Raw genomic sequence first — 22111 nt, 5'->3', positions numbered from 1 at the left:
AATACTACGTAAACGGCCGATATGTGGAAAGAGATTTTCAGAAACCAATATTGATAATCGGGAGGGAAACCGAGAGACAACGGTTAATTTGGAGCTTGTCGAGAGGAAAACAGCGACGTGCAACCCCGAGTTGGGAGCGACAGTGTACTCCACGTGCACGACCACAGGACTCTCTTGAGCACACCGACCGAAGAAATGACAATGGGACATACACTTTCCCGCCGACGGCTCCTCGGAGCAGTCGGGACGGCGGCGACAGTTGGGTTAGCCGGTTGTTCGCTGCTCGGGTCGGGGGGAGAACGGGTCGACGTCGGTGAGGACGTCGGAACAGTCAGTTTCGTCGGAGCCAACCCACCGACAGACGAACCGACGAACGCGCCGCCGTTCGGCGACCGGGTGCTTCCGCTGCCGGTTTCACGAGAGGAGATGCGCGAGGCGGCAGCGGATGGCGGGCCTGGGAAAGACGGCATTCCAGCAATCGACGATCCGACTTTCGTCCCCCCCGATGAGGCCGATTTCTCCGGGGAGGCAACCGTCTTTGGCGCGCGGTACGACGGCGAGGCGAAGGCCTATCCGCGAGACATTCTCGTCAACCACGAAATTGTCAACGACACTCTCGGATCGACACCGGTGAGTGTTACCTACTGTCCGTTGACCGGGACAGTACAGGGATTCGAGCGCGGCGAGACGACCCTCGGTGTCTCGGGAATGTTGGTCAACAACAACCTCATCATGTACGACCGGGCGGCCGAGCGGTGGTGGCCACAGATTGCAGCGGCCTCGATTCCGGGGCCCTGGCACGACACCGACGGCGGCGCGACCCTCCGCGAGTTCGAGGTGGTCTGGACGACGCTCGATCAGTGGACCGCGCTGTATCCCGATACGACCGTGCTCTCGGAGGAGACCGGATACGCTCGCAACTACGACCAGGATCCCTACGCCTCCCGCGACTACTACGACAGTGACAGCACGATCTTTCCGAACATCTACGAGAACGACCGGTTCCACGCGAAAAAGTGGGTCTACGGTGCACGAGCGAGTGAGGGAGCAATCGCGGTCACCCGTGACCGACTCCACGACGACGGGACCTTCACCGGCCAACTCGGCGACACGCCCATACTGGCAGTACACGATCCACGGCTGGACACCGCCTGGTTCTATCGAAACCCTGAACAGCGGGAGTTTACCCACAACGGCGACCGACTCGTCGGACCCGACGGCGATGAACACCCGCCGGACGAACTACCACTCGACCGGATCATCTCCTTCGACGCCTACTGGTTCGCGTGGTTCGCCTACTACCCCAACACGGAGCTGTACGAATGACCGTGAGCGGTACCCTCAGGGAGACTGTCGGCCGGACGAGACGAGCGATCGGAATCTCACTTGGGAGTCGCGGCGGCCGGGCAGTCGCGGTCGGGGTGACGATCCTCTATCTGCTTGGATACCTGTACGCGATTGGGATGTTACAGCCCGGGACGGGGGCGTTCGGCGTCCGAATCGCCAGCACACCGGCAGCACAGCTCTTCCGGCAGACGTTTGGCTCGTTCACTTACGAACCGGTCGCGCTGTTCGAACTCGGGATCGTCACCTACCAGTTCTCCCTGAACACGATTATCGGGCTCGCCATCGGGATACTCGTCGGCATCAACGTCGCTGTCTCTTATATCGCCTGGCGACAGCCGACGGCTTGTGGCATCACGAGCGGGTCGGCCGGTCTCGTCGCCGGGGTTCCCGCACTGCTGTCCGGGGCGGCCTGTTGTGCGCCGGTCGTCGTCCTGTTGATCGGCATCCAGATCACGGGGGCGGTGCTGGTCGTCTTCGAGTTACTGCTCCCGCTGTCGGTCGCCATGCTCGTCGGCTCGCTGGTTGTCGTCGGCCGGCAGGTGGAGCCGACAGCCACCTGATCAGAGCTGCGGTTCGATGTAGACCAGTTTCACGCGGTTGTCGATCTCTTCGAGTTTCGATTCGAGGTGCTGGATATCCTCGTCGATATCGACAGTTTCGAGCCCTGAATCGAAACTCACGTCTGCGGTCACGAGCACCTGTCCGGTCCCGATGAACATCGTTCGGAAGTCATCGACGTGAGCGACGCCATCGTGGTCGGTGATCGCGGTTTGCAGGTCCGATTCGATGGTGGTCGGGAGACTCTCGCCGAGGATGAGCCGTTTGTTCTCGACGGCGAGCAAGAGTGCGAAGACCATCAGCAACACGCCGATGACGATTGCACCGAGAGAGTCGTACGCTGGATTGCCGGTCACTCGGGAGGCTGTCTGGCCGACGAGAGCGACAACAAGTCCGAGCAGGGCGATCGTATCCTCGGTGAAGGCAGTCAGTGTCGTGATGTCACTGGACTGGGCGAACGCCTCGCGGTATCCCGACCAGTCGTACTCGTTCATCTGCCGTTTCAGTTCGGCGCGGGCCTTCACGAAGGCGTAGGTCTCGAAGACGATTGCGCCGAGCAGAATCACAACCGAGATCCAGAAGGGATCGACCGGAAGCGAAATATCGATTGTGATCCCGAGCAGTTCGGGCTGGCTGGCCTCGCTCCCGTGACCGCCTTCTCGGAGTTTGGAGATGCCGTGGGTCAGACTTTCCCAGCCCGCGACGCCAAAGAGCAGCACCGAGACGAGAAACGCGAAGAAAAACTGTGCTTTTCCGTAGCCGTAGGGATGGATTTGAGAGGCCCCTCGCTGGCTGTATTTGATCCCAATTAACAGTAAGACCTGATTCCCGGTGTCGGAAATAGAGTGATAGGTCTCGGCGAGCATCGACGGGCTTCCGGTGAGCAGATAGCCGAAAAACTTCAACACGGCAATCGCTCCGTTGGCGAACATGGCCGCCAACACGACGCCTGTATTCTGTCCTGCCATACGGCACCTGTCAACGTGGTCGCAAAAACCGGTTTCGATCCGTCAGAACGCTGCCAGCGGCACCCGGATCAGGCGGTCGTCACCCTCGCCCGCGTCGCCGCGGCCGTCGGTGTTGCTCGTCGTGAAGTAGAGATACTCCTCGTCGGGGCCGACAGTCACCGCCCGGATCCTGCCGAAGTCTCCGGAAAAGTGGGCGGTAAAGGAGTTCACACGCTCACCGTCGACGGCGGCCTCGTACAGGCGTTCGCCGCGGAGGCCAGCGAAGAAAACGCTCCCGTCGACGGCGGCCGTTCCCGCTGGCGCCCAGGTCTCATACTCTCCGGAGTGGTAGATCGGCGAGCGCATGTCGGGGTCGGTCTCCGAACCGCGAATTGCCGGCCAGCCGTAGTTCTCTCCTGCCTCGACGAGATTGAGTTCGTCTCTCGCGTCCGCGCCGTGTTCGGTCACCCAGAGCCGACCCGCATCGTCCCACGCGAGTCCCTGCGGGTTCCGATGGCCGTAGGAGTACACCGCGTTGCCGAAGGGATTGTCCTCGGGAATCTCGCCGTCGTCGGTGAGTCTGAGGACCTTCCCGGCCAGCGAGTCGCGGTCCTGTGCGAGATCGGAGTTTGTCGCGTCCCCGGTTGTTACGTACAGCTGCTCGTCCGGACCGAAGGCGATGCGGCCGCCGTTGTGAAAGCGGTCACTGGGAATGCCGTCGACGATGACTTCCTCGTTGCGGAGTTCCATCGAGTCGAAATCAACCTCGTACCGTCGGACGGTGTTCTCGACGGACTCGCGGTCGACGGTCTGGTAGACGTAGAGGTAGTTGTTGTCCACGAAGTTGGGATGGATAGCGATGCCGAGCAGTCCACCCTCACCGAGCGGCGGATTGTCGAGTTCGTCGAACTGTTCGAGGACGTGTTCCTCGCCATCGTCAAGGAGTAGCAAGTCACCGGACCGTTCGGTCACGAGATACCGACCGTCGTCGAGGACGACGACCTCCCACGGGACCTGCAGATCCTCGGCGATCACCTCGTAATCAGTGTTGTCTGCGGACAGACCGGCCGAGGCACCGGTCTCCGTCGGCGCGAAAAACTGCCCGACCGGCAGTCCAAAAATGAGCACAGACGCGACGACGACCACGATCAGTATCAGTACCGTCGCGACGACTCCGGCACCGACTCCGATTCCGAACGTGCGACGATTCACGTGCGTAGTTAGCGCCCGAACGGTATAAGCACCCGAGCCAGTCGCTCCTGGGACGCAGCGATCGGCTACTCCTCCTGCATCGCCTCGTCGCCCTCGGGGTGTGTCGCGGGATTGTCGGGATCGGTGTCGCGGTGTTTTGTCGGCCAGGTGACGCTGCCGAGGAATGGAACACCGATCTTCTGGGCCGCGCGGGCGATCATGTGTGCCCCCGTCGGGACCGTCAGGAAGAGGAAGACGATGCCGACCAGCGAGGTCAGTCCCGATCCGCCGGGGCCGAACTGGACGAATCCCGCCAGGAAAATCGTCGCAGTCCCCAGTGTCGTCGGCTTGCTCGTCGCGTGCATCCGGTTGTAGACGTTGGGCAGACGCAGCAGTCCAAGCGTCCCGACAGAGAGGAAAAAGCAGCCGATGACGACGAGACCGATGATCGTCACCTGCTCGACGACGTGCAGATCGACCATCAGTTCTCCCCTCCGTTACAGTGCCCGCTCATTCTTGCCTCCGTGTGATGATGTCGCCCTCGGTGATGTACTTCGCCACCGTCACCGTCGAGAGAAAGCCGATAATGGCGAGGACGATACTGACGGTCACGAACAGTCCGCGGTCGGTCTTCAGCGCAACCAGCACCGCAATCGCGATGACGTTCGTGGCGATGGCGTCCAGTCCGACCACCCGATCCGGGACCGTCGGGCCGCGAATGACCCGGTAGCCACAGAGCAGACAGAGTGCGGAGACGAGGATCAACGCGCCGTCGATGACGGTCGCCGTCGTCGCGTCAACCATCGGACTCACCTCCGTCGTCGAGCCGCTCCGTGCGCTGTTCTTCGGTGATACTCTTCGGCTCCGGCGGATGGTCCGGCGGGTGGACCGTGATCTCTGGGGCCGGGTCGCCGGGAGAGTGGCGCTCGTCGAAGATTTGCAGTGCGTAATCTTCCCACTGACGAATCGGTTCGACGACCTCATCCGGAGAGCGGCCGTCGATCATGTGGACGTACAACGCGTTCTCGTCGGGGTCGTGATCGAGCGTCACTGTCCCCGGCGTGATGGTGATGCTGTTGGCGATGGTCGTCACGCCCAGTGCCGTCTCGACGCGAAGCGGAACGAGGATGACCTGCGGTTCGAGTGCCCGCCCGGGGACGAGCACGCGGTAGGCCACGTCGACATTCGCCACGAGCACCTCCTTGAAGAAGACGAGAATGTACAGAATGACGTACGGGATCGCAGAGATCGTCTGACTGAGGTCGATCTCTTCGCCGTAGAGTCGTCGGAAGACGTACGCGACCGGGAGACCGACCGCGAGGCCGACAATAAAGACCGTGACGACAGATCGAATGGTGACCTTGGGGCCGGAGACGAACACCCACAGCACCGCGAAGAGCAGGCCCGCGACGAGCCAGCGGCGCGTCTTCACGACCCCTCACCCCCAAAGACGATATCGACGTAGCTGTCGGTGTCCAGCGCCGCCTCCGCGGCCGCGTCGGCGAACTGAAAGAGCGGTTCGAAGCCGACACCGACGACGAGGACGATGGCCGCGAACGTCGCCAGCAGTGTGACTTCGAGGCGGTCGATCTGTCCGCGCATCACCGTCTCCGTCTGGCTTCCCCAGAACGTCCCCATCCACGCGCGCGTCGAGTAGAGAATCGTCAGGACGGCACCGACGACGAGGACGAACAGGATGCCGACAGCGGCCGCGGCGGTTTCGGCCCCGCCGCCGGCGGCCGCGGCGAACTGTCTCGCGGCGGCGTCGAAAACGAACAGTTTGCCGAAAAAGCCCGCAAGCGGTGGAATACCGACCAGCGAGAGGCCGCCGACGAGCATCACACTCGCGAATCCAGGCGAGCGGTCGCCCAGTCCGCCGAGATCCGAAAGCTGTGTCGTCCCCACGGCGTCACGGATGACTGCGGTGGACAAAAAGAGCAGCCCTTTCGTCACCGCGTGATGGAAGGCGAACACGAGCGCGGCGAGGATGCCGAGATGTCGAAGCGACTCGGAGGTGGTCGCCGCGGCGATGCCGATCGGAATTGCGATGAATCCGATCTGGCCGATACTGGAGTAGGCGAACAGTTCTTCCAAGGAGTCCCGCGTGACCGCGCCGAACCCGCCGACGAGGATGCTCAGCACCCCCATCAGGACGAGCACCGGCGCGAGGAAGGCAATCGACGAGTCGCTGGCGATTCCCGGGACGGTCGTCGAGAAGTTTGCGTTTCCGAAGACGGTGAAATACAGGCGGATGATCGCGTAGATGCCGACCTTCTTCGTCGCACCGGCGAAGACGGCAACGACCGGCAGCGGCGCGGCCCGATAGGCCGAGGGGACCCAGAACTGGAAGGGGACCAGCCCGGCTTTCAGCGCGAACGTGACGAACACGAGCGCCGAGAGGCCGACGACTGGCTCCGTCACAGCCCCGGGTTCGGCGAGAACCCGGGCCATGTCGGCCATGTTCAGCGTGCCGGTCGTCGCGTAGAGGCCACCGATTCCCAACAGCATCACCACACCGCCGACGATGTTGAGCACGACGTAGCGGACGGCAGCGGCGGTATGCTGGGCGTTACCGTAGAAGGCGACGAAGACGTAACTCGCCATCAACATCACCTCGAACCAGACGAACAGGTTGAACAGGTCGCCAGTCAGCAGCGCGCCCGTCGCCCCGAGCAGGAGAAACTGGAACATCGGGTGGTAGTAGACCCGCTGGTTGCGCTCGTCGATGAATCTGACCGAGAAGATCACGGCGTAGATGGCGACCAGCGCCGTCAGCGCAAGCATAAACGCCGAGAGTGCATCGGCGACGAGCGTGATGCCGAAGGGTGCGGGCCAGCCGCCGAGTTGGTAGGCAACCGCACCGCCATCGCTGGCGAAGACGACCCGCCACGAGAGGACAGCGACGGCCCCGCCGTAGAGCATCGTCCCGAGAATACTGACGGCTTGCTGGAGTCGGGGCCAGCGGCGGACCAAAAGCGCCACCGTCCCGGTGAGCAAGACGACCAGCATCGGGGCGATTGCAATCGAACTCATTGTGGCCACTCCGTCACGTCGATGGTTCCGTTCTCTTGGTAGGCACGATACGACAGCGCCAGCGCAAAGGCGGTCATCCCGAAGCTAATGACGATGGCCGTCAACACCAGCGCCTGCACGACCGGATCGGCCGTCTCGGGGAAGGGAGCGTGATGGTCGGCCAGCACCGGCACTGTGTCGCCGGTCGCCTCGGTGATGCCGCCCATCGCGATCAGGTAGATGTTCGCGGCCTGTGAGAGAATCGCCAGCCCCCAAATCACTTTCACGAGGTCGTCTCGAAGCAGCAGGAAGGTTCCGAAGGTGAAGAGGACGCCGACCGTGGCGGCGAGTGCAAACGTCATTCGGCACCCACCACCGAGAAAATTGTCAGGAGACCGCCGACGACGACGCAGTAGATCCCAACGTCGAAGATCACCGCACTCGCCAGTTCGACCTCGCCGAACAGCGGCAGATGGACGTAGGTGTAATCCTGTGAGAGAAACGGCTGACCGAAGACGGTCGCGGCGAATCCGCTGGCGACGACCACGACCAGTCCGAACATGAACAGCGTCCGGTAGGCGGCGACAGTCCGGTGCTCGCCGATGTGGCGGTCGCGGTCGACCTCCCGGTCCAGCACGCCGACCTCCAGGTAATCGAGGTTGTAGGCGACGTAGACCAGTGTGAACGCCCCGACTGTGAGAACGCCGCCGATAAAGCCGCCGCCGGGGAGGCTGTGACCCTGGAGGAACAGCGAGATGGCGACGACGAGGATGATCGGCACGACGACGCGGGCGGTCGTCCGCATGATGACCGTCGTCATCGCGTCTCACCTCTGTCGCGCATCGTCAGCAGGACCAGTACCGAGAGGGCGGCCAGCACGATCACGATTGACTCACCGAGCGTATCGAACGCCCGGAAGTCCGTAAGGATCACGTTGACGATATTCGCACCGCCGCCCTCTTTGATCGCGTTGTTCGTGAAATACGCCGCCGTCTCCGTCGGATCGGCGGCCGAGTCCGGCGCGGCGTACAGCACCGAAACGAACGTCGTCGCACCGACGACGACCGAGAGGACACCGTCTCTGGCGATCCGAGACCACTCCAGTTCCCCGTAGTACGCCGGTAACTCCTCCAGAACGAGCAGGAAAATCAGGAGGAGCAGCGTCTCGACCACGAGTTGGGTGAGCGCCAGGTCCGCTCCGCTAGCGAGGATGTAGAAGATCGCGACCATGAAACCGAGAATCCCCAGCGTGAGCACGCCCGTCACGTGACTTTCGGCGGTCGTGACCGCGATGGCGGCGACGATGGCCACGCCGAGGACCAGCACGAGCGACACCGGCGTCTCGGCGACGGCGGGCGTCGGAAGCCCGATAGCGGTCGTCGCGAAGCCAGCAATCGTCAGCACACAGGTCGACAGCAGCACCCACCAGACGTACGTCCGAATGAGTCCGTTCTGCACGCGAGCAGCGACGAGTGTGCTCACCCGGTCTGTCGCCGCCAGCGCGCCGTCGTAGACCGTCGTCGGATGGACGGCCGTCGTCGCCGCGCGGACCCGACCGATTCCCTCGCCGATCCGATCGTAGAAGGGAAAGGCGGCGACGCCGACGGCGATCGTAATCATGCTCATCACGACCGGGCCGGAGAGGTGTGTCGGGATGCCGGCGTGAATCTCGACTTCACTTACCGCCGTCGCGCTTGCGGCGTCGTTGACCAACAGGTCGATTGGCACGTCCGGAACGACGCTGACGATCACGACGCCGAGGGCCAGCACTGCAGGCGGGGCGACGAGACCGAGCGGCGCCCGGTGAACGTCGCCGAGTCCGTCGGGCCGTTCACCGAAGAAGAGCCAGAGGAATCGCAGCGAGTACAGCACCGTGAAGATGCTCGCGAAGACCGCCGTCGCGGGATAGAGCCAGAGGAGTCCGCCGCCATGGACGGCGGCCTCCCACGCGGCCTCGAAGAGGATCTCCTTGGAGTAGAAACCGTTGAACGGCGGGATACCGGCCATACTCAGCGCCGAGAGCATCGTGATTCCGGCGGTGATGGGCAGATCCTCGCGCAGGCCACCGAGTTCGCTGATGGCGCGCGTGCCGGCCTCGTGGGCGATGATCCCCGCGACGAGGAATAACGCGGCCTTGAACAGCGCGTGGTTGAGCAGATGAAAGACGCCAGCCTCCGCGCCGTAGTGTGATTCGAAGCCGAAGGCGGCGACCATCAGACCGAGATGGCTGGCCGTCGAGTACGCCAGCAGTTCCTTGATGTCCGTCGAGATGACCGCAAGAATCGCGCCGACGGTCATCGTCACCATCCCAAGGGTTGCAACGAGAGCCATCCACTCGGGGCCGTGAAAGAGCGGGCGGACCCGACCGAGTGCGTACACCCCGACTTTGACCATCGTCGCCGAGTGGAGGAATGCGGAGACGGGCGTCGGCGCGACCATCGCGCCCGGCAGCCAGAAGTACAGCGGGACCTGAGCGGATTTGGCGGCGGCGGCGACGGCGATCAGCGCTAAGGCGGGAACGAAAATTCCCTCGGCCCGCAGCGCGTCGGCCACCTCGCCGCTGTTTGCGAGAATCGCCGCGAGATCGAACGGCTCCAGTCCGGCCGCCGCAGCGCCGACGCCGACGAGCAGGATGCCGACGAGCAGACAGAGACCACCGCCGACGGTGATGACCATCGCCATCCGTGCGGAGTACTGCGATTCCGCGTCTTCAGTGTAGTAGCCAATCAGGACGAACGAGCAGACGCTCGTGAGTTCCCAGAACAAGAAAAGCAAGACGAGATCAGCCGCCAGCGCGACGCCGAGAATCGAACCCATGAACGCGAGCAAGGCCATATAGAACCGTCCGAGGTCGGGCTTACCATGCATATATTCTGTCGCGTACGCGAAGATCAGGATCCCGATGCCGCTTGCCAGCAGCGCGAACAGGAGGCCGAAGGCATCGACGGTGAACCGAAAGGCCACGTCCATCGAGGGGATCCACGGAACCGAGACTGTGCCGTCGGCCCCGACCTGCGTGAGCAGTAGGACGAAGGAGATAGCTGCGACGACTGCGCCGACGTAGCCGACGGTGTCGCCGAGCAGGCGATAGAGCAGCGGCGTGACGACTGCGGCGAGGAAGGGGAGGGCGATTGCGACGGCGAGGACGGGGAGGTCGGCCATCGATTATGTGCACCCACGGACAGATCCGACTTAAGCCGACCGACTCCAGTCGGTGCAGTGACTTGTCGGGGAGTTCCTCAGGAGGCGATCAGAACGACCGCGACCGCACCGAAGGCGATGCCGAGGGCCTTCTTTGGCGTGACCGCCTCGCCCAGCACGACGATACCGAGGACGGCCCCGCCGACCAGAAACATCCCGAAGACCGGGACGACGATGCTCACGGGACCGGTCGAGAGCGCGCGGAAGTAGCCGACGACCGCCCCGGCGAGACAGAGGCCGGCCGCCAGCGCGAACTGGACCGAGCGATCGGTCACCGACGGAACTGAGCCGTCGCCGAATGCGAGTGCCACCGTGGTCGCTCCGACCGCGAGCGTGAGAACCGCGATTGGCATGACAGTAAACGCCGGCAGGTCGCGCATGGCGACTTTCATGAACAGGAAGGCAAAGGAGTAACAGACCATCGCCAGCGTCGCCCACAGCAGATAGCTCACGACCGATCCCCCACGTTCGTCCCCCCGAACTCCCCCTGACAGTGACGCATGTCGGTGAGTATCACGGTGACCAATAAAAAAGCCGATGTCAAACGGATCACGTGTCGGGTCGAAGAGAACGCGGTTATAAACCCAGACACGTAACTGGAGATAATGGACACGGGATGTACGCGCCGGGAGTTGCTGGGAACGATCGGCACCGTCGCCGCCGGGGCGGCCGTCGCCGACAGCGCGAGCGCCCAGCAAGTCACCGAAGAGTGGCCGACGTTCGGCTACGACCGGACACACGCCGGACACAACCCCAACGGGACGGGACTCGCTTCAGATCCAGGAGGTGCGTGGCAGTATCTCGACGCGGGCGGGGCCTTCCGCGCGAGCGTCGCCATCGCTGACGGCACCGTCTACGCTGCCAACGAGGACGGCAACTGCCACGCCGTCGACGCCGCCACCGGCGAGTCCCGAGAGAACTGGCCAGTCGAACTGGGAGCCCCCTCGGAAGCGCCGCCGACCGTCGCCGACGGAACAGTGTATGTCGGCAACGAGAACGGCACCCTCCGCGCACTCGACGCCGACAGCGGCGAGACGCAGTGGCGATTCGACACCGAGGGACCGATCCGAGGCGCACCGGTCGTCCACGACGGTGTCGTCTACGCGACGAGCATGGACGGCGTCGTCTACGCCATCGACGCGGAGACGGGCGCAGAAACCCGCTGGGAGTTCGACACCGGCGAAGCGACGGCCGACGATGTCGAACTCTGGGGGAGTCCGACAGTCGTCACCGCTGGCGGTGCCGTGACAGTGTACGTCGCAAACACTGGAGGTTTGGTCTTCGCTCTCGACGGGAACGGAGACCAGCAGTGGGTGCAGACCGTCGGGGCCGGGCAGATTCAGTCGACGCCGGTTATCGCGAACGGCTCGATCTACGTCACCTCGGTGCAGAGCGCCTCTGGATACGTCTACGCGCTCGATTCCGACAGCGGTCGAGTAGAGTGGGAGTTCGAGACCGACGGGGCTACGATCACCGCGCCGGCGGCGACCGCAGAGCACGTCTACGTCGGAAGTCGAGACGGAAACGTGTACGCGCTCGCTGTCAACTCCGGCGACGAACAATGGCGGTTCGACACCGGCCGACAGATCAACGCCTCACCAGCCGTCGTCGACGGGACAGTCTACGTCCCCAACTTCGGCAACGATGTGTTCGCACTGACGACCGACGGCGAGGAGCGCTGGCGCACCGAAACTTCGGGGACCATCGCCGGCTCACCAGCACTTGCAGACGGGCGGGTCTATCTCGGGAGCGAGAACAACGGCCTCTACGCACTGGAATCAGGCGGAGACGTGAGTTTCGTCTCGGGAAGCCAGCGTGAGAATCCCGTCGACGACAGCCCGCTGTCTAACCCCGACAGCGGACCCTTCGCCTTCCTCGTCTTACCGGCCGTCGTCGTGGGCTTCTTCGGACTGCTCGCCGGCGGCCTCTATCTACTCTTCAACTCGGAGTGGGCCGACCAGTTCAGCGTCGACGAACCGCCGGTCGAGAAACTCTACGAGGACGACGACGAACAACCGGCGATGCCGGGCTTCAGCGAGCGCAACGAGACCGACGTCTGGTCGGTGATCGTCGGCGACGTGATCGGTCGCGCCGAGGAGAGTGCGACCGTCGCCCGAGAGGATATCATCGTTAAAAAGTACATCGACGATACGCTGGAATCGCCAGTGACCGCCTACGAGATCGAATCCGCGCGCGACGAACTGACACACGTCACCATCGAAGAGCCACTCCTGGGCGAGGACGGACCGGCGGCCTTCGAGGACCAGCCACTCAACGAGGGGTGGACACTCACCGATCAACTCACGTTCAGGTCGACCATCGAGCCCGGCAAGACGATCAGGACGATGGTCGGCCGGCCCGATACGCCCGAAGACGGGCTGGATGGGCTGCTCGACCCACCAGATGTGTCCATCGAAGCCACAGAGAGTGAGACGGCTGCTGTCTCGGATGGAAGCGGCGAGAAACCGGACGACGAATAGCACGCGCGGCGAAAACGCTCTTACCGGCCGTTCAGCGAGATGTATTTCGTGTCGATGACACGCTCGTCAGCGTTGAGTTCGTCGAGCACGTCCTCCGGAACTGGGTCGTCGAGGTTGTAGACCGACAGTGCCTCGCCGCCGATTGTCTCGCGGCCGTTGAACATGCCCGCGATGTTGATGTCGGAGTCACCGAGCACGCTGCCGATGAAGCCGATCACGCCGGGCGCGTCCTCGTTACGCGCGACGAGCATGTGGCCGTGCGGGATGGCGTCGACGCGGTAGCCGTCGATGCTGATAATTCGCGGGTCGTCCCCTGCGAACTGTGTGCCGAAAACGCTGACACTTTCCTCGTCGTTGCTGACGGTGACGGACACACGGGACTGGAAGTCCTCGCTCTGGCGGGATTTGGATTCGGTCACGTCGATCCCGCGGCGCTCGGCGACTCGGGGCGCGTTGACGGCGTTGACCTGCCATTCGAGCGGCTCGAAGACACCCTTGAGTGCACTCGCGGTGACGAGGTCGACATCTTCGTCGGCGATGTCGCCGAAGTACTCGACATCGACTTCCTCGACGCGCTGGTCGAACAGTTGGACAGCGATCTTGCCCGCGGTATCAGCGAGATCGATGTACGGCTCGATTTTCGGGAAGGAACTCTCGTCGACCGACGGGGCGTTCAGGGCGTTCATCACCGGCTCTTCCTCGAAGGCAGCGAGGATCTGCTCGGCAGTCTCGGTGGCGACGTTCTCCTGTGCGGCCTCGGTGGAGGCCCCGAGATGCGGCGTGACGATGATATCTTCGACCCACAGAAGCGGGTTGTCCCGTTCGACAGGCTCCTGAGCGAAGACGTCGACCGCAGCCCCGCTGAGAATACCGTCGTCGACGGCTTCGGCGAGTGCGGCTTCGTCGACGATGCCTCCGCGGGCGCAGTTGATCACGTAGCCGCCTTCGAGTTGGGCGAGTTCCTCCGCGCCGATCATGTTCTCGGTCTCTTCGGTCAGCGGCGTGTGGATCGTCACGAAATCAGCCGCGCGCAGACACTCGTTGAGGTCTCCGACAAGCTCCGCGCCGAGCTGCTCGGCGCGTTCCTCGCTGATGTACGGATCGTAGACGATGAGGTCCATACCGAGGTTGTTCAGCCGTTTCGCAACCTCCTGGCCGACGCGGCCGAAGCCGATGATACCCAGCGTCTTGTCGTTGACTTCGGTCCCGAGGAAGTCACCTTTGGCCCATTCGCCCTCCGAGAGGCGTTCGTGCGCCTGCGGGATCGACCGGGCCGTCGCGAATGTCATCGCGACCGTGTGCTCGGCGGCCGCGCGGACGTTACCTTCCGGCGCGTTGGCGACGATGACGCCGTTGTCCGTCGCCGCTTCGATATCGATGTTGTCGACACCGATCCCGGCACGACCGACGATGACCAGTTCCTCGGCGGCTTCGAGTACCTCGCGGGTGACCTCTGTGCCAGATCGGACAATCATCGCGTTCGCGTCGACGACAGCATCGAGCAGTTCCTCCTGTGAGAGGTTGTAGGCCTTCTCGATCTCGTGGCCCTGTTCGCGCAACCGTTCGATGCCAGCCTCCGCGATCGGATCGGTGACGAGTACCTTCATGGGCGTCACAAACCATGGCGGGGAGATAACCTTTGTTTTCTCGACCGGAGAAACAGCGACAGCTGTGGGAAACGACAACACACAGCGAAAAAACAGGTGTTCGAATCCCCCCTTACCGCCAGGCCGGAAGTGACGCTGCGTCCTCAAGCGGCATCGTTACGTACGCCTCGTCTGTGTTGATATCTGCGAGGATGAACTCCTCCCGTGGTCCATCCTCAACTGCTGCCATCACTTCCGAGTCCGCGCTCTCCGTCTGGACGACAGTATCCGACTCCATGTATGAGAGTATGTAACAACCAACCATAAACGTATCGGAATCAATAGTGATAACCAATCTCAAAAACCCCTTGATCGCACGACATCCGTCAGACAATAGTTGTCTAAAGATCATATTTGCGAAACAGATCATATGATAATGATGAAAGGATCGGACAGTAGAGCGGCGATACTGGGATCTTTCACTGGAGCGCCAGGGGGCGAAGACAAGCGTCAAGAGAGAAGTGTAAGGACTTAGTGGGTGGGGTGAGGAATAGAAGCAAGTATGAACGTCGAAGATATCATGACGCCGGCCGAAGATGTTGTGACGGTCGAGATTCCGGGTACCCGTGACGATGTCCTCGAATATCTCCAGGATCGCCAGTTCTCTTCGGTCCCCGCAGTGAAAATCGAAGACGGCCGTGAGATTTACCGGGGGATCATCTCGCGGAAAGCATTGATCGAACGACCCGACGAGGACCAGCTCGCAATCCTCGCCGAAGAGGTCCCGACGACGGCACTCGATGCGAGTCTCTCCGAGGTCGCCGCTCAGATGGCCGATACCGGCGAGCGCCGAACCCCCGTCGTCGACGGCGATACCCTCGAAGGAATCGTTACCGTGACGGATATCATTCGAGCAATCGCCCACGGCGAGGCCGGTGAGGGGACCCTCGCCGGAGATGTTGCCGGTGAGGAGGCCAGCTGTGTCTACAGCGGCGCGCCGCTGCCGGCCGCCGAGCGAGAACTCTCCTTCGCCGGCGTGCCCTACGCGGTCGTCCTCGGTGACGACGGCGAGATGGTGGGTGTAGTGACCGAAGTCGATATCATCGACGTTGCTCGCGTCGTCGAGGGCGAAGAAGACACCGGCGAGTCGATCGCGAATCAGGACGACGAGTGGGCCTGGGAGGGAATCAAGGCGGTCGGAAACCGGTACATGCCGACCCGAAACGTCGAGATTCCGGCCGAGGCCGTCTCGGAGTTCATGACCGAGGATGTCGTCACAGTCAGCCGCAAGCGGCCAGTCGAGGAGGTCGCCCAGCTGATGATCGAACACGACATCGAGCAGATCCCACTGGTCAGCGGCGGCCAACTCGCGGGCGTCGTTCAGGACATGCATCTGCTGGAGGCCGTCCGATGAGTGAAGGCGACCGCCTGACCGAACTGGCGAAGCGCCGAGGCTTCTTTCTGCAGTCCTCGGGTTCGTACGGCGGCGTCGCCGGCTTTTACACCTACGGCCCGCAGGGCGCGACGCTGAAAGAGAACATCGAGTCAGCCTGGCGCGACCGCTACGTCACCCGCGAAGGCCACATGGAAATCGACGGTCCGACGGTGATGCCCGAGGCCGTCTTCGAGGCCTCCGGCCACCTCGACGGCTTCGACGACATGATCATCGAGTGTCCGGAGTGTGGCGAGAGCCACCGCGCGGACCACCTCGTCGAGGACGCCCCCGGCTCGGAGGTCGAAGACGCCGAAGCGCTCCCCATCCCGGAAGTCGAGGACCTGTTCGGCGAGTACGACATCGACTGCCCGACCTGCGGGACGGCACTCGCGGGCGAGCCAATCGACGATTTCAATCTCATGTTCGGCACGAACATCGGCCCCGGCAGTTCGTCGCCCGGTTATCTCCGCCCGGAGACCGCACAGGGCATCTTCGTCGAATTTCCGCAACTCGCCGAGTACGCCCGCAATCAGCTCCCCTTCGGCGTGACACAGATCGGTCGGGCCTACCGAAACGAAATCAGCCCGCGGAAGGCACTCGTTCGCGTCCGGGAGTTCACACAGGCCGAACTGGAACACTTCATCGATCCCGAGGAGGACGAACCACCGCTCGAACGGGTCGAAGACGTTGTCCTGCCACTGTACTCCGTCGAACAACAGCAGGCAGACGACGGCGAGATGCAGGAGTTGACCGTCCGCGAAGCCGTCGACGAAGGCGTTGTCGCCAGCGAGTGGGTCGCCTACTATCTCGGCGTCTCGAAGGGCTGGTACGAGCGCATCGGCGTCGACATGGATCGGTTCCGCTACCGCCAGCACCTCCCGGGCGAACTCGCACACTACGCCTCTGACTGCTGGGACGCCGAGACCGAAATCGACGGCGACTGGATCGAGGTGACCGGTTTCGCCTACCGCGGCGATTACGACCTCGCCAAACACGAGAAACACTCCGGCGAGGAGTACTCGGTGTTCAAGCAGTACGACGAACCCGTCACCGTCGAGAAACCCACCGTCGATCCCGACATGAGCGCACTCGGCCCCGAGTTCGGCGGCGCTGCGGGCGCGATTGCCGACGAACTCGAAGCGCTTGCCGAGCGCGACCCCGACGCCTTCGACGGCGACAGCGTCGAGGTGAGCGTCGACGGCGAGTCCTACGAGGTACCAGTCGAGCAGACTGGCTTCGCGGTCGAAGAGGTCACCGAGTCCGGCGAGCACGTGACCCCGCACACAGTCGAGCCGTCCTTCGGCGTTGACCGGCTGATCTATACCGTCCTCGCACACGCGTACGAGGAGGACGAAGTCGACGGCGAACAGCGGACCTATCTCTCCCTGCCGCCGGAGACAGCGCCGACGACGGTCGGTGTCTTCCCGCTGATGGACAAGGACGGCCTCGCAGAGCAGGCCCAGGAGTTGGCCCGGGAGCTGCGAGCCGCAGGGTTAGAGGTGAGCTACGACGATTCCGGCGCAATCGGGCGGCGGTACCGCCGACAGGACGAGGTCGGGACGCCGTTTTGCGTGACCGTCGATTACGACACACTCGAAGACGGAACGGTCACGGTACGAGAACGGGACAGCACCGATCAAAAACGAATCGCAATCGACCAGTTGTCGGAACAGTTGCTCGCCCTGCGTGACGGGGAGCAGTCCTTCGAGGATCTCTAAGTCAGGATGTCCTCCACAACCGCCTTCGGCCGACTCGAACAACGACTCCGCGGCGAGGTTGGCCGCCGCCTCGTCCACGCCAGCGGCACGGGAGTGCCGCTTCTGTATCTGCTCAACATCATCACGTGGGGGCAGGCCAGAGCGATGTATCTGATCTTCGCGGCGGGCGTGATCGTGCTCGAGTCGCTGCGGTTGATCGTCGGACTGGACGTGTGGCTGTTCAACCACCTCATCCGAGAGTACGAGGAAGACAACATCGCCGGCTACGTGCTGTACATGCTCTCAAGCACCGTCGCGGCCGTGAGTTTCGAGCCGCAGGTCGCCGTCCCGGCGATTGTGATGCTCACGCTGGGCGATCCGATCAGCGGGGCGGTCGGCGGCGGCGAGTTGCGCGTGATCAAGCGACCGAAAGCGCTGGCTGCGATGTTTCTGGTCTGTGCGACCATCACCGCGCCCTTTCATTACACCACTCCGATCGTCGTCGTCTGTGGCGGACTCGCCGGCATGATCGCCGACGGCGTCAAGCCGATCATCCGCGGCTACGTCATCGACGACAACCTGACGATCCCAATCGTGGCCGCCATCGGAATCAGACTCGGTATCGAACTGAGCGCCACACTGTGACGCCACAGTAGCCAAGTAGTTCGGCGAAAACCCCGCACAGGACGGCAACCGAAGAGGTGGATGCCTCCAGGGCAGTCGACACTGAGAAAGAGGCAATCGTCGAGGCTGGTCGCTGAGAGCAACTCCTTGCGCTATCGGGTGGGCAGTTGGACGACCATCACGGCTGGGAGTGCAGACGGGGACATTCTTTAACGGATGGATCCGTTAGCGCCGAGTAGATGGACGAGGAGTACGGGTTACTCGACACGGACGAGGCCGATGGACCGGGCGACGAGTGGGAAGAGATCGATTACTCGGATACCGAGGCCGACCGCATCGCTCGCAAGCGGGACCGGGAGTTCAGCCAGTTCCGCGAGCGGATCAAAGACGCAGACCAGTTCAAAGTCACCGAATCCGTCTTCGACGAGGCGACCTACGGCGCGCTGTACAAACTCGTCCAAGACGGCCACATAGACGCCTTTGGGGGACCGATTTCGACGGGCAAAGAGGCGAACGTCTACACCGCCCTGTCCGGCGACGACGAGGTGGCAGTGAAAGTCTATCGGATCAACGCCTCGGATTTCCGCGATATGGGGGAGTATCTGGAGGGAGATCCGCGTTTCGAGGAGGTCGCCGGCAACAAGAAGGCTGTCGTCGTCGGCTGGGTTCGCAAGGAGTTCGCGAATCTCAAGCGCGCGCGAGCGGCGGGCGTCCGCGTGCCAGAGCCCATCGCCGTCGAGCGAAACGTCCTCGTCATGGAGTATCTCGGAGCCGAGGACGGCCGAGCGAAACGGCTGGCCGAGGTCAGTATCGAGAATCCAGAGACGGCCTACGAAGTCGTCAGAGAGTACATGTACCGGCTGTACGACGCCGGCATCGTCCACGGCGACCTCTCGGAGTACAACGTCGTCGTGCAGGATTCAGAACTGTACGTCATCGATGTCGGCCAGGCAGTGACGATCCATCATCCAAACAGCGAGGATTTCCTCGAACGAGATTGCGAGAACGTCGCGGCGTTTTTCAACAGACAGGGTGTTGACACCGACGGCGATCAGTTGCTCGCGTACATCCACGAGCACGCCGAACCGAGAGAGCAATAGCGAGACGCCCTCTCCCCATCGAGTCGGCGGCGCGCGTAATCAGTAGTTTCAACCTTCAGCACCACGATTCACCGGTGTGGCGAGTGAACTGTTGCCTGTCATCGCGTCGATTCTGATCGTCGGACTAGGTGTCCAGTTGCTCGCTCAGCGGTTGCAGGTTCCGTCAGTCATCTTCTATCTCGTGGCCGGCCTCATCATGGGCCCGGAAGTGCTCGGCCTCGTGACGCCGGCGACGTTCGGAAACGGGTTGGAGACGATCGTCGGATTGAGCGTGGCGATTATCGTCTTCGACGGGGCCTTCGCGCTGAAAATCGAGCGCGTTCGGGAAGCAGAGACGGTCGCATTGCGGCTGGTCACGATCGGAGCAGTTGTGACCTTTGTTGGGACCACCGTTGCGGTCAGAGTTCTCGAAGGGACGAGTTGGGAGTTAGCGCTGGTCGCAGGAGCGTTGCTGGTCGCGACCGGTCCGACGGTGATCACCCCGATTCTCGAAGTCGTTCGGGTGCGAGAGCACGTCTCTGCCGCACTGGAAACGGAGGGGATCGTCAACGACGTCACCGCCGCGATCATGGCCGTCGTGATCTTCGAGACGCTGTTGCTCGACGATCTCGGCGTCGAGGCGACAGTAGTCGAGTTTTTCTTCCGGATCAGCGTCGGCGTCGGGGCGGGGGTCATGGCGACGGTGATCATCTACCTGCTGTTAGAGGGGGAGATCACTCCGGGCAAAGAGACACGGACCGCCGAGTTTCTCATCCTGTCTGCGGCAATCGGGTCGTTCGCACTCGCAGAGACCGTCGCCGCCGAGGCCGGAATCGCGGCGGCGGCAACGTCCGGAATCGTGCTCGGCAATCTCGAACTGGATCACGAAGAGGAACTCGAAGAGTTCGCCCGGAACGCGACGCTGATCGTGCTGGCGTTCGTGTTCGTCTCGCTGGCTGCCTTTATCGATGTCGGGGCAATCGTCAATCTCGGGGTCGGTGCAATCGCGCTCGTCCTGATCGTCATGCTGGTCTTGCGCCCGGTGGTTGCGCTGATTGCGACCGCCGGCGTCGACCGGTTCAACCGATCCGAGCGGTTCTTTCTCGCGGCCGTCGGCCCGCGCGGGATCATCCCCGCCAGCGTGGCGACGCTGTTTGCGATCGAACTCGAACAGGCAGGCAACGTCGAGGCGGGCCAGATTCTCGTCGGCGTCGTCTTCGCCGTGATCTTTGCGACCGTCATGGTCGAAGCAGGGCTCGCGCGACAGGTCGGCGATCAACTCGGAGTGACACCAATGCGTACGATCATCATCGGGAGCGGCCGGGTCGGCCGGGCGCTCGCACAACGACTGGAGAACAGAGGCGAGTTCGTCGTCATCGTCGACGACGACGAGGAGGAGATCGCACGAGCACGGGGCGAGGACTTCACCGTCGTCTCGGGCGACGGAACCGAGCCTGACGTACTCCGTGAGGCCGGGATCAGGGAGGCCAAGCGGGTGGTCGCTGCGACCCAAACCGACAACGACAACCTGCTGGTCTGTCAGCTCGCCAGATCGAAATTCGGGATCGAACACGTCCTCTCGCGGGTCAACCAACCCGAGAACATGGACGCGTTCAGTACGCTCGGGGTGACCGCAATCGACTCACCGACTGCGACGGCGACGGCAATCGACGACGAGATCGAACGCCCTGCACTCTCTCACTGGATGAACCAGATCGGAGACGGTCACGATGTCCAGGAGATCGAGGTGACTGCCAGCGATCTGGTCGGAAGGACGATCCGAGAAGTCAACGAGGATATCCCCGACGGCTGTATCGTCGCCGTGATCGGTCGCGACGGCGAGTCTCACGTCCCCGACGCTGACGATGCACTCGAATACGGCGACCACATTACATTCATCGGCGAGGAGAAGGCGGTTCGACAGGCCATGAAGCGGTTCCACCCCCACGACTGATCGCTCGGAGTCTCGAAAAGGGTTTTTATCAGGGGACGGAAGGGTCTGTATGCTCCGTCTCATCGGGCTGTTGTTGTTGATCCCCTTGCTCGATGCCATCTTGCTGGTCGTCTTCGGGTGGTATTTCAACTGGGTCTTAGTCGTGCTCGTGGTCGTCCTCTCCGCACTGATCGGTCTGCTCCTCGCGCGTGCCGAGGGGAGACACACACTCCGGAAGATCCAGCGCAGGGCGGCAAAGGGTGAGCCGCCGACGAACGAACTGATCGATGGCGCGCTGCTGCTCGTCGCCGGTGCCTTCCTGCTCACGCCCGGACTGATCACCGACGCAATCGGGCTGTTGTTCGTCATCCCCGTGACGCGGTACCCGTTCCGCGTCCTGCTGAAAAAGTACGTGCTCGTCCCGTACGCGGACGAGAAAACCGGCGGCTTCGTCACCGGCAACGTCTACATCGGCGGCTTCCCCGGCAACGGCGAGGGCGGACAGTCCGGACCGAGCGTCGGCGGCGGACCGGACGGCGCCGATCCGGACAACGGCAACGGCTTCGACGACGCACAGGATGTCGATTTCGAGGAAGTCGACGACCGTGATCGATGACGAATTTGTGATGAGCGAGCGCCGCGAGTGCATGCGAAAAGAAACGCTTAACATTGGCCCTCGGGTACAACCTGATGCGAACAATGGGCCAATAGCTCAGTTAGGTTGAGCGCTCGGCTGATAACCGGGAGGTCCGCGGTTCAAATCCGCGTTGGCCCATGTCTGCGGCTTGTCATGTTCAGCCCAAACAGTCTTGGGTTCTCAGTCACCTCAAACACGGTAAATCGGTAGTATCCGGGTTCTCGAAATATTGCCGGTTCTTTTTACTCACCAGTAGACCTAACGGCCACCCTCGCCGTCTTGCGATCAATCCGGCCACATATAAACCGGAGGTGGCAGGATGACGGACTTCTCTCAGTTCGTCTTCTATCACTGTCGGTACCCTCGCTGTAATGAACCCTGCAT

General features: G+C 62.7%; 21 protein-coding genes and 1 tRNA gene. 10 read left to right on the top strand and 12 right to left on the bottom strand.

Annotated features, from left to right (window positions below):
• The first annotated feature begins 201 nt into the window (after positions 1 to 201).
• Positions 202 to 1326 (top strand): DUF3179 domain-containing protein, encoded by a 1125-nt coding sequence (locus tag V8P86_RS14005; protein WP_336327905.1) that lies wholly within the window; start codon positions 202 to 204, stop codon positions 1324 to 1326.
• On the top strand, positions 1323 to 1907 hold the full coding sequence (locus V8P86_RS14000) for a hypothetical protein (RefSeq protein ID WP_336327904.1): 585 nt from the start codon (positions 1323 to 1325) through the stop codon (positions 1905 to 1907). Before V8P86_RS14005 ends, V8P86_RS14000 begins: the two co-directional genes overlap by 4 nt.
• Here V8P86_RS14000 and V8P86_RS13995 read toward each other — a convergent pair whose 3' ends face one another.
• The 10 genes from V8P86_RS13995 to V8P86_RS13950 form a co-directional block, all read right to left on the bottom strand.
• Entirely contained in the window at positions 1908 to 2873 is a 966-nt protein-coding gene (locus V8P86_RS13995; RefSeq protein ID WP_336327903.1) for a cation diffusion facilitator family transporter, read from the bottom strand.
• Between the two features lie 42 nt (positions 2874 to 2915).
• Entirely contained in the window at positions 2916 to 4064 is a 1149-nt protein-coding gene (locus V8P86_RS13990; protein ID WP_336327902.1) for a PQQ-dependent sugar dehydrogenase, read from the bottom strand.
• Positions 4065 to 4129: 65 nt separating this feature from the next.
• The gene (gene mnhG, locus V8P86_RS13985) at positions 4130 to 4525 is read right to left on the bottom strand and encodes a monovalent cation/H(+) antiporter subunit G (protein ID WP_336327901.1); all 396 of its coding nucleotides are present in this window, start codon (positions 4523 to 4525) and stop codon (positions 4130 to 4132) included.
• Between the two features lie 28 nt (positions 4526 to 4553).
• Entirely contained in the window at positions 4554 to 4847 is a 294-nt protein-coding gene (locus V8P86_RS13980; protein WP_336327900.1) for an MrpF/PhaF family protein, read from the bottom strand.
• On the bottom strand, positions 4840 to 5475 hold the full coding sequence (locus tag V8P86_RS13975) for a Na+/H+ antiporter subunit E (RefSeq protein WP_336327899.1): 636 nt from the start codon (positions 5473 to 5475) through the stop codon (positions 4840 to 4842). The genes V8P86_RS13980 and V8P86_RS13975 overlap by 8 nt, the downstream gene beginning before the upstream one ends.
• A complete protein-coding gene (locus V8P86_RS13970; protein ID WP_336327898.1) occupies positions 5472 to 7076 on the bottom strand; it encodes a complex I subunit 5 family protein in 1605 nt (534 codons plus the stop codon). The genes V8P86_RS13975 and V8P86_RS13970 overlap by 4 nt, the downstream gene beginning before the upstream one ends.
• A complete protein-coding gene (locus tag V8P86_RS13965; protein WP_336327897.1) occupies positions 7073 to 7417 on the bottom strand; it encodes a sodium:proton antiporter in 345 nt (114 codons plus the stop codon). The genes V8P86_RS13970 and V8P86_RS13965 overlap by 4 nt, the downstream gene beginning before the upstream one ends.
• On the bottom strand, positions 7414 to 7875 hold the full coding sequence (locus tag V8P86_RS13960) for an MnhB domain-containing protein (protein ID WP_336327896.1): 462 nt from the start codon (positions 7873 to 7875) through the stop codon (positions 7414 to 7416). The genes V8P86_RS13965 and V8P86_RS13960 overlap by 4 nt, the downstream gene beginning before the upstream one ends.
• Positions 7872 to 10217, bottom strand: a complete 2346-nt coding sequence (gene mbhE, locus V8P86_RS13955) for a hydrogen gas-evolving membrane-bound hydrogenase subunit E (RefSeq protein WP_336327895.1) — start codon at positions 10215 to 10217, stop codon at positions 7872 to 7874. The genes V8P86_RS13960 and mbhE overlap by 4 nt, the downstream gene beginning before the upstream one ends.
• 77 nt (positions 10218 to 10294) lie before the next feature.
• Entirely contained in the window at positions 10295 to 10708 is a 414-nt protein-coding gene (locus tag V8P86_RS13950; RefSeq protein WP_336327894.1) for an EamA family transporter, read from the bottom strand.
• A 153-nt stretch (positions 10709 to 10861) separates the two neighbouring features.
• Here V8P86_RS13950 and V8P86_RS13945 point away from each other — a divergent pair, with 153 nt between their 5' ends.
• Positions 10862 to 12736: an outer membrane protein assembly factor BamB family protein gene (locus V8P86_RS13945; RefSeq protein WP_336327893.1), complete on the top strand. Its 1875-nt coding sequence runs from the start codon at positions 10862 to 10864 to the stop codon at positions 12734 to 12736.
• 20 nt (positions 12737 to 12756) lie between these two features.
• Here V8P86_RS13945 and serA read toward each other — a convergent pair whose 3' ends face one another.
• Both serA and V8P86_RS13935 read right to left on the bottom strand, forming a co-directional pair.
• Positions 12757 to 14343, bottom strand: coding sequence for a phosphoglycerate dehydrogenase (gene serA, locus V8P86_RS13940; RefSeq protein WP_336327892.1), 1587 nt, complete (start codon positions 14341 to 14343; stop codon positions 12757 to 12759).
• 112 nt (positions 14344 to 14455) lie between these two features.
• Positions 14456 to 14620, bottom strand: coding sequence for a DUF7556 family protein (locus tag V8P86_RS13935; RefSeq protein ID WP_336327891.1), 165 nt, complete (start codon positions 14618 to 14620; stop codon positions 14456 to 14458).
• A 264-nt stretch (positions 14621 to 14884) separates the two neighbouring features.
• Here V8P86_RS13935 and V8P86_RS13930 point away from each other — a divergent pair, with 264 nt between their 5' ends.
• From V8P86_RS13930 to V8P86_RS13900, 7 genes are all read left to right on the top strand, one after another.
• Positions 14885 to 15736 carry a CBS domain-containing protein gene (locus V8P86_RS13930; RefSeq protein ID WP_336327890.1) on the top strand — a complete coding sequence of 284 codons (852 nt, stop codon included), beginning with the start codon at positions 14885 to 14887 and terminating at the stop codon, positions 15734 to 15736.
• A complete protein-coding gene (gene glyS, locus V8P86_RS13925) occupies positions 15733 to 17475 on the top strand; it encodes a glycine--tRNA ligase (RefSeq protein ID WP_336327889.1) in 1743 nt (580 codons plus the stop codon). Before V8P86_RS13930 ends, glyS begins: the two co-directional genes overlap by 4 nt.
• 6 nt (positions 17476 to 17481) lie before the next feature.
• Positions 17482 to 18099 (top strand): diacylglycerol/polyprenol kinase family protein, encoded by a 618-nt coding sequence (locus V8P86_RS13920; RefSeq protein WP_336327888.1) that lies wholly within the window; start codon positions 17482 to 17484, stop codon positions 18097 to 18099.
• Between the two features lie 218 nt (positions 18100 to 18317).
• Positions 18318 to 19178 carry a serine/threonine-protein kinase Rio1 gene (gene rio1 / locus V8P86_RS13915; protein ID WP_336327887.1) on the top strand — a complete coding sequence of 287 codons (861 nt, stop codon included), beginning with the start codon at positions 18318 to 18320 and terminating at the stop codon, positions 19176 to 19178.
• Positions 19179 to 19254: 76 nt separating this feature from the next.
• Positions 19255 to 21111, top strand: coding sequence for a cation:proton antiporter domain-containing protein (locus V8P86_RS13910; protein WP_336327886.1), 1857 nt, complete (start codon positions 19255 to 19257; stop codon positions 21109 to 21111).
• Positions 21112 to 21160: 49 nt separating this feature from the next.
• Positions 21161 to 21706: an FxsA family protein gene (locus tag V8P86_RS13905; protein ID WP_336327885.1), complete on the top strand. Its 546-nt coding sequence runs from the start codon at positions 21161 to 21163 to the stop codon at positions 21704 to 21706.
• An 85-nt stretch (positions 21707 to 21791) separates the two neighbouring features.
• Positions 21792 to 21865: transfer RNA gene (locus tag V8P86_RS13900), tRNA-Ile, on the top strand.
• Positions 21866 to 22111 lie beyond the last annotated feature (246 nt).

It is taken from the genome of Halovenus anhuiensis, assembly GCF_037080055.1.
In the GTDB taxonomy this organism is placed as follows: Archaea; Halobacteriota; Halobacteria; order Halobacteriales; family Haloarculaceae; genus Halovenus.
The sequence above is the reverse complement of the archived record's forward strand: the minus strand, read 5'-3'. Positions and strand labels throughout refer to the sequence as shown.

Bases quoted from the DNA above. Each gene is read 5' to 3' on its own strand.
- V8P86_RS14005 (WP_336327905.1), top strand. From the start codon at position 202: ATGGGACATACACTTTCCCGCCGACGGCTCCTCGGAGCAGTCGGGACG.
- V8P86_RS14000 (WP_336327904.1), top strand. From the start codon at position 1,323: ATGACCGTGAGCGGTACCCTCAGGGAGACTGTCGGCCGGACGAGACGA.
- V8P86_RS13995 (WP_336327903.1), bottom strand. From the start codon at position 2,873: ATGGCAGGACAGAATACAGGCGTCGTGTTGGCGGCCATGTTCGCCAAC.
- mnhG (WP_336327901.1), bottom strand. From the start codon at position 4,525: ATGGTCGATCTGCACGTCGTCGAGCAGGTGACGATCATCGGTCTCGTC.
- V8P86_RS13980 (WP_336327900.1), bottom strand. From the start codon at position 4,847: ATGGTTGACGCGACGACGGCGACCGTCATCGACGGCGCGTTGATCCTC.
- V8P86_RS13970 (WP_336327898.1), bottom strand. From the start codon at position 7,076: ATGAGTTCGATTGCAATCGCCCCGATGCTGGTCGTCTTGCTCACCGGG.
- V8P86_RS13965 (WP_336327897.1), bottom strand. From the start codon at position 7,417: ATGACGTTTGCACTCGCCGCCACGGTCGGCGTCCTCTTCACCTTCGGA.
- V8P86_RS13960 (WP_336327896.1), bottom strand. From the start codon at position 7,875: ATGACGACGGTCATCATGCGGACGACCGCCCGCGTCGTCGTGCCGATC.
- mbhE (WP_336327895.1), bottom strand. From the start codon at position 10,217: ATGGCCGACCTCCCCGTCCTCGCCGTCGCAATCGCCCTCCCCTTCCTC.
- V8P86_RS13945 (WP_336327893.1), top strand. From the start codon at position 10,862: ATGGACACGGGATGTACGCGCCGGGAGTTGCTGGGAACGATCGGCACC.
- serA (WP_336327892.1), bottom strand. From the start codon at position 14,343: ATGAAGGTACTCGTCACCGATCCGATCGCGGAGGCTGGCATCGAACGG.
- V8P86_RS13935 (WP_336327891.1), bottom strand. From the start codon at position 14,620: ATGGAGTCGGATACTGTCGTCCAGACGGAGAGCGCGGACTCGGAAGTG.
- V8P86_RS13930 (WP_336327890.1), top strand. From the start codon at position 14,885: ATGAACGTCGAAGATATCATGACGCCGGCCGAAGATGTTGTGACGGTC.
- glyS (WP_336327889.1), top strand. From the start codon at position 15,733: ATGAGTGAAGGCGACCGCCTGACCGAACTGGCGAAGCGCCGAGGCTTC.
- V8P86_RS13920 (WP_336327888.1), top strand. From the start codon at position 17,482: ATGTCCTCCACAACCGCCTTCGGCCGACTCGAACAACGACTCCGCGGC.
- rio1 (WP_336327887.1), top strand. From the start codon at position 18,318: ATGGACGAGGAGTACGGGTTACTCGACACGGACGAGGCCGATGGACCG.
- V8P86_RS13905 (WP_336327885.1), top strand. From the start codon at position 21,161: ATGCTCCGTCTCATCGGGCTGTTGTTGTTGATCCCCTTGCTCGATGCC.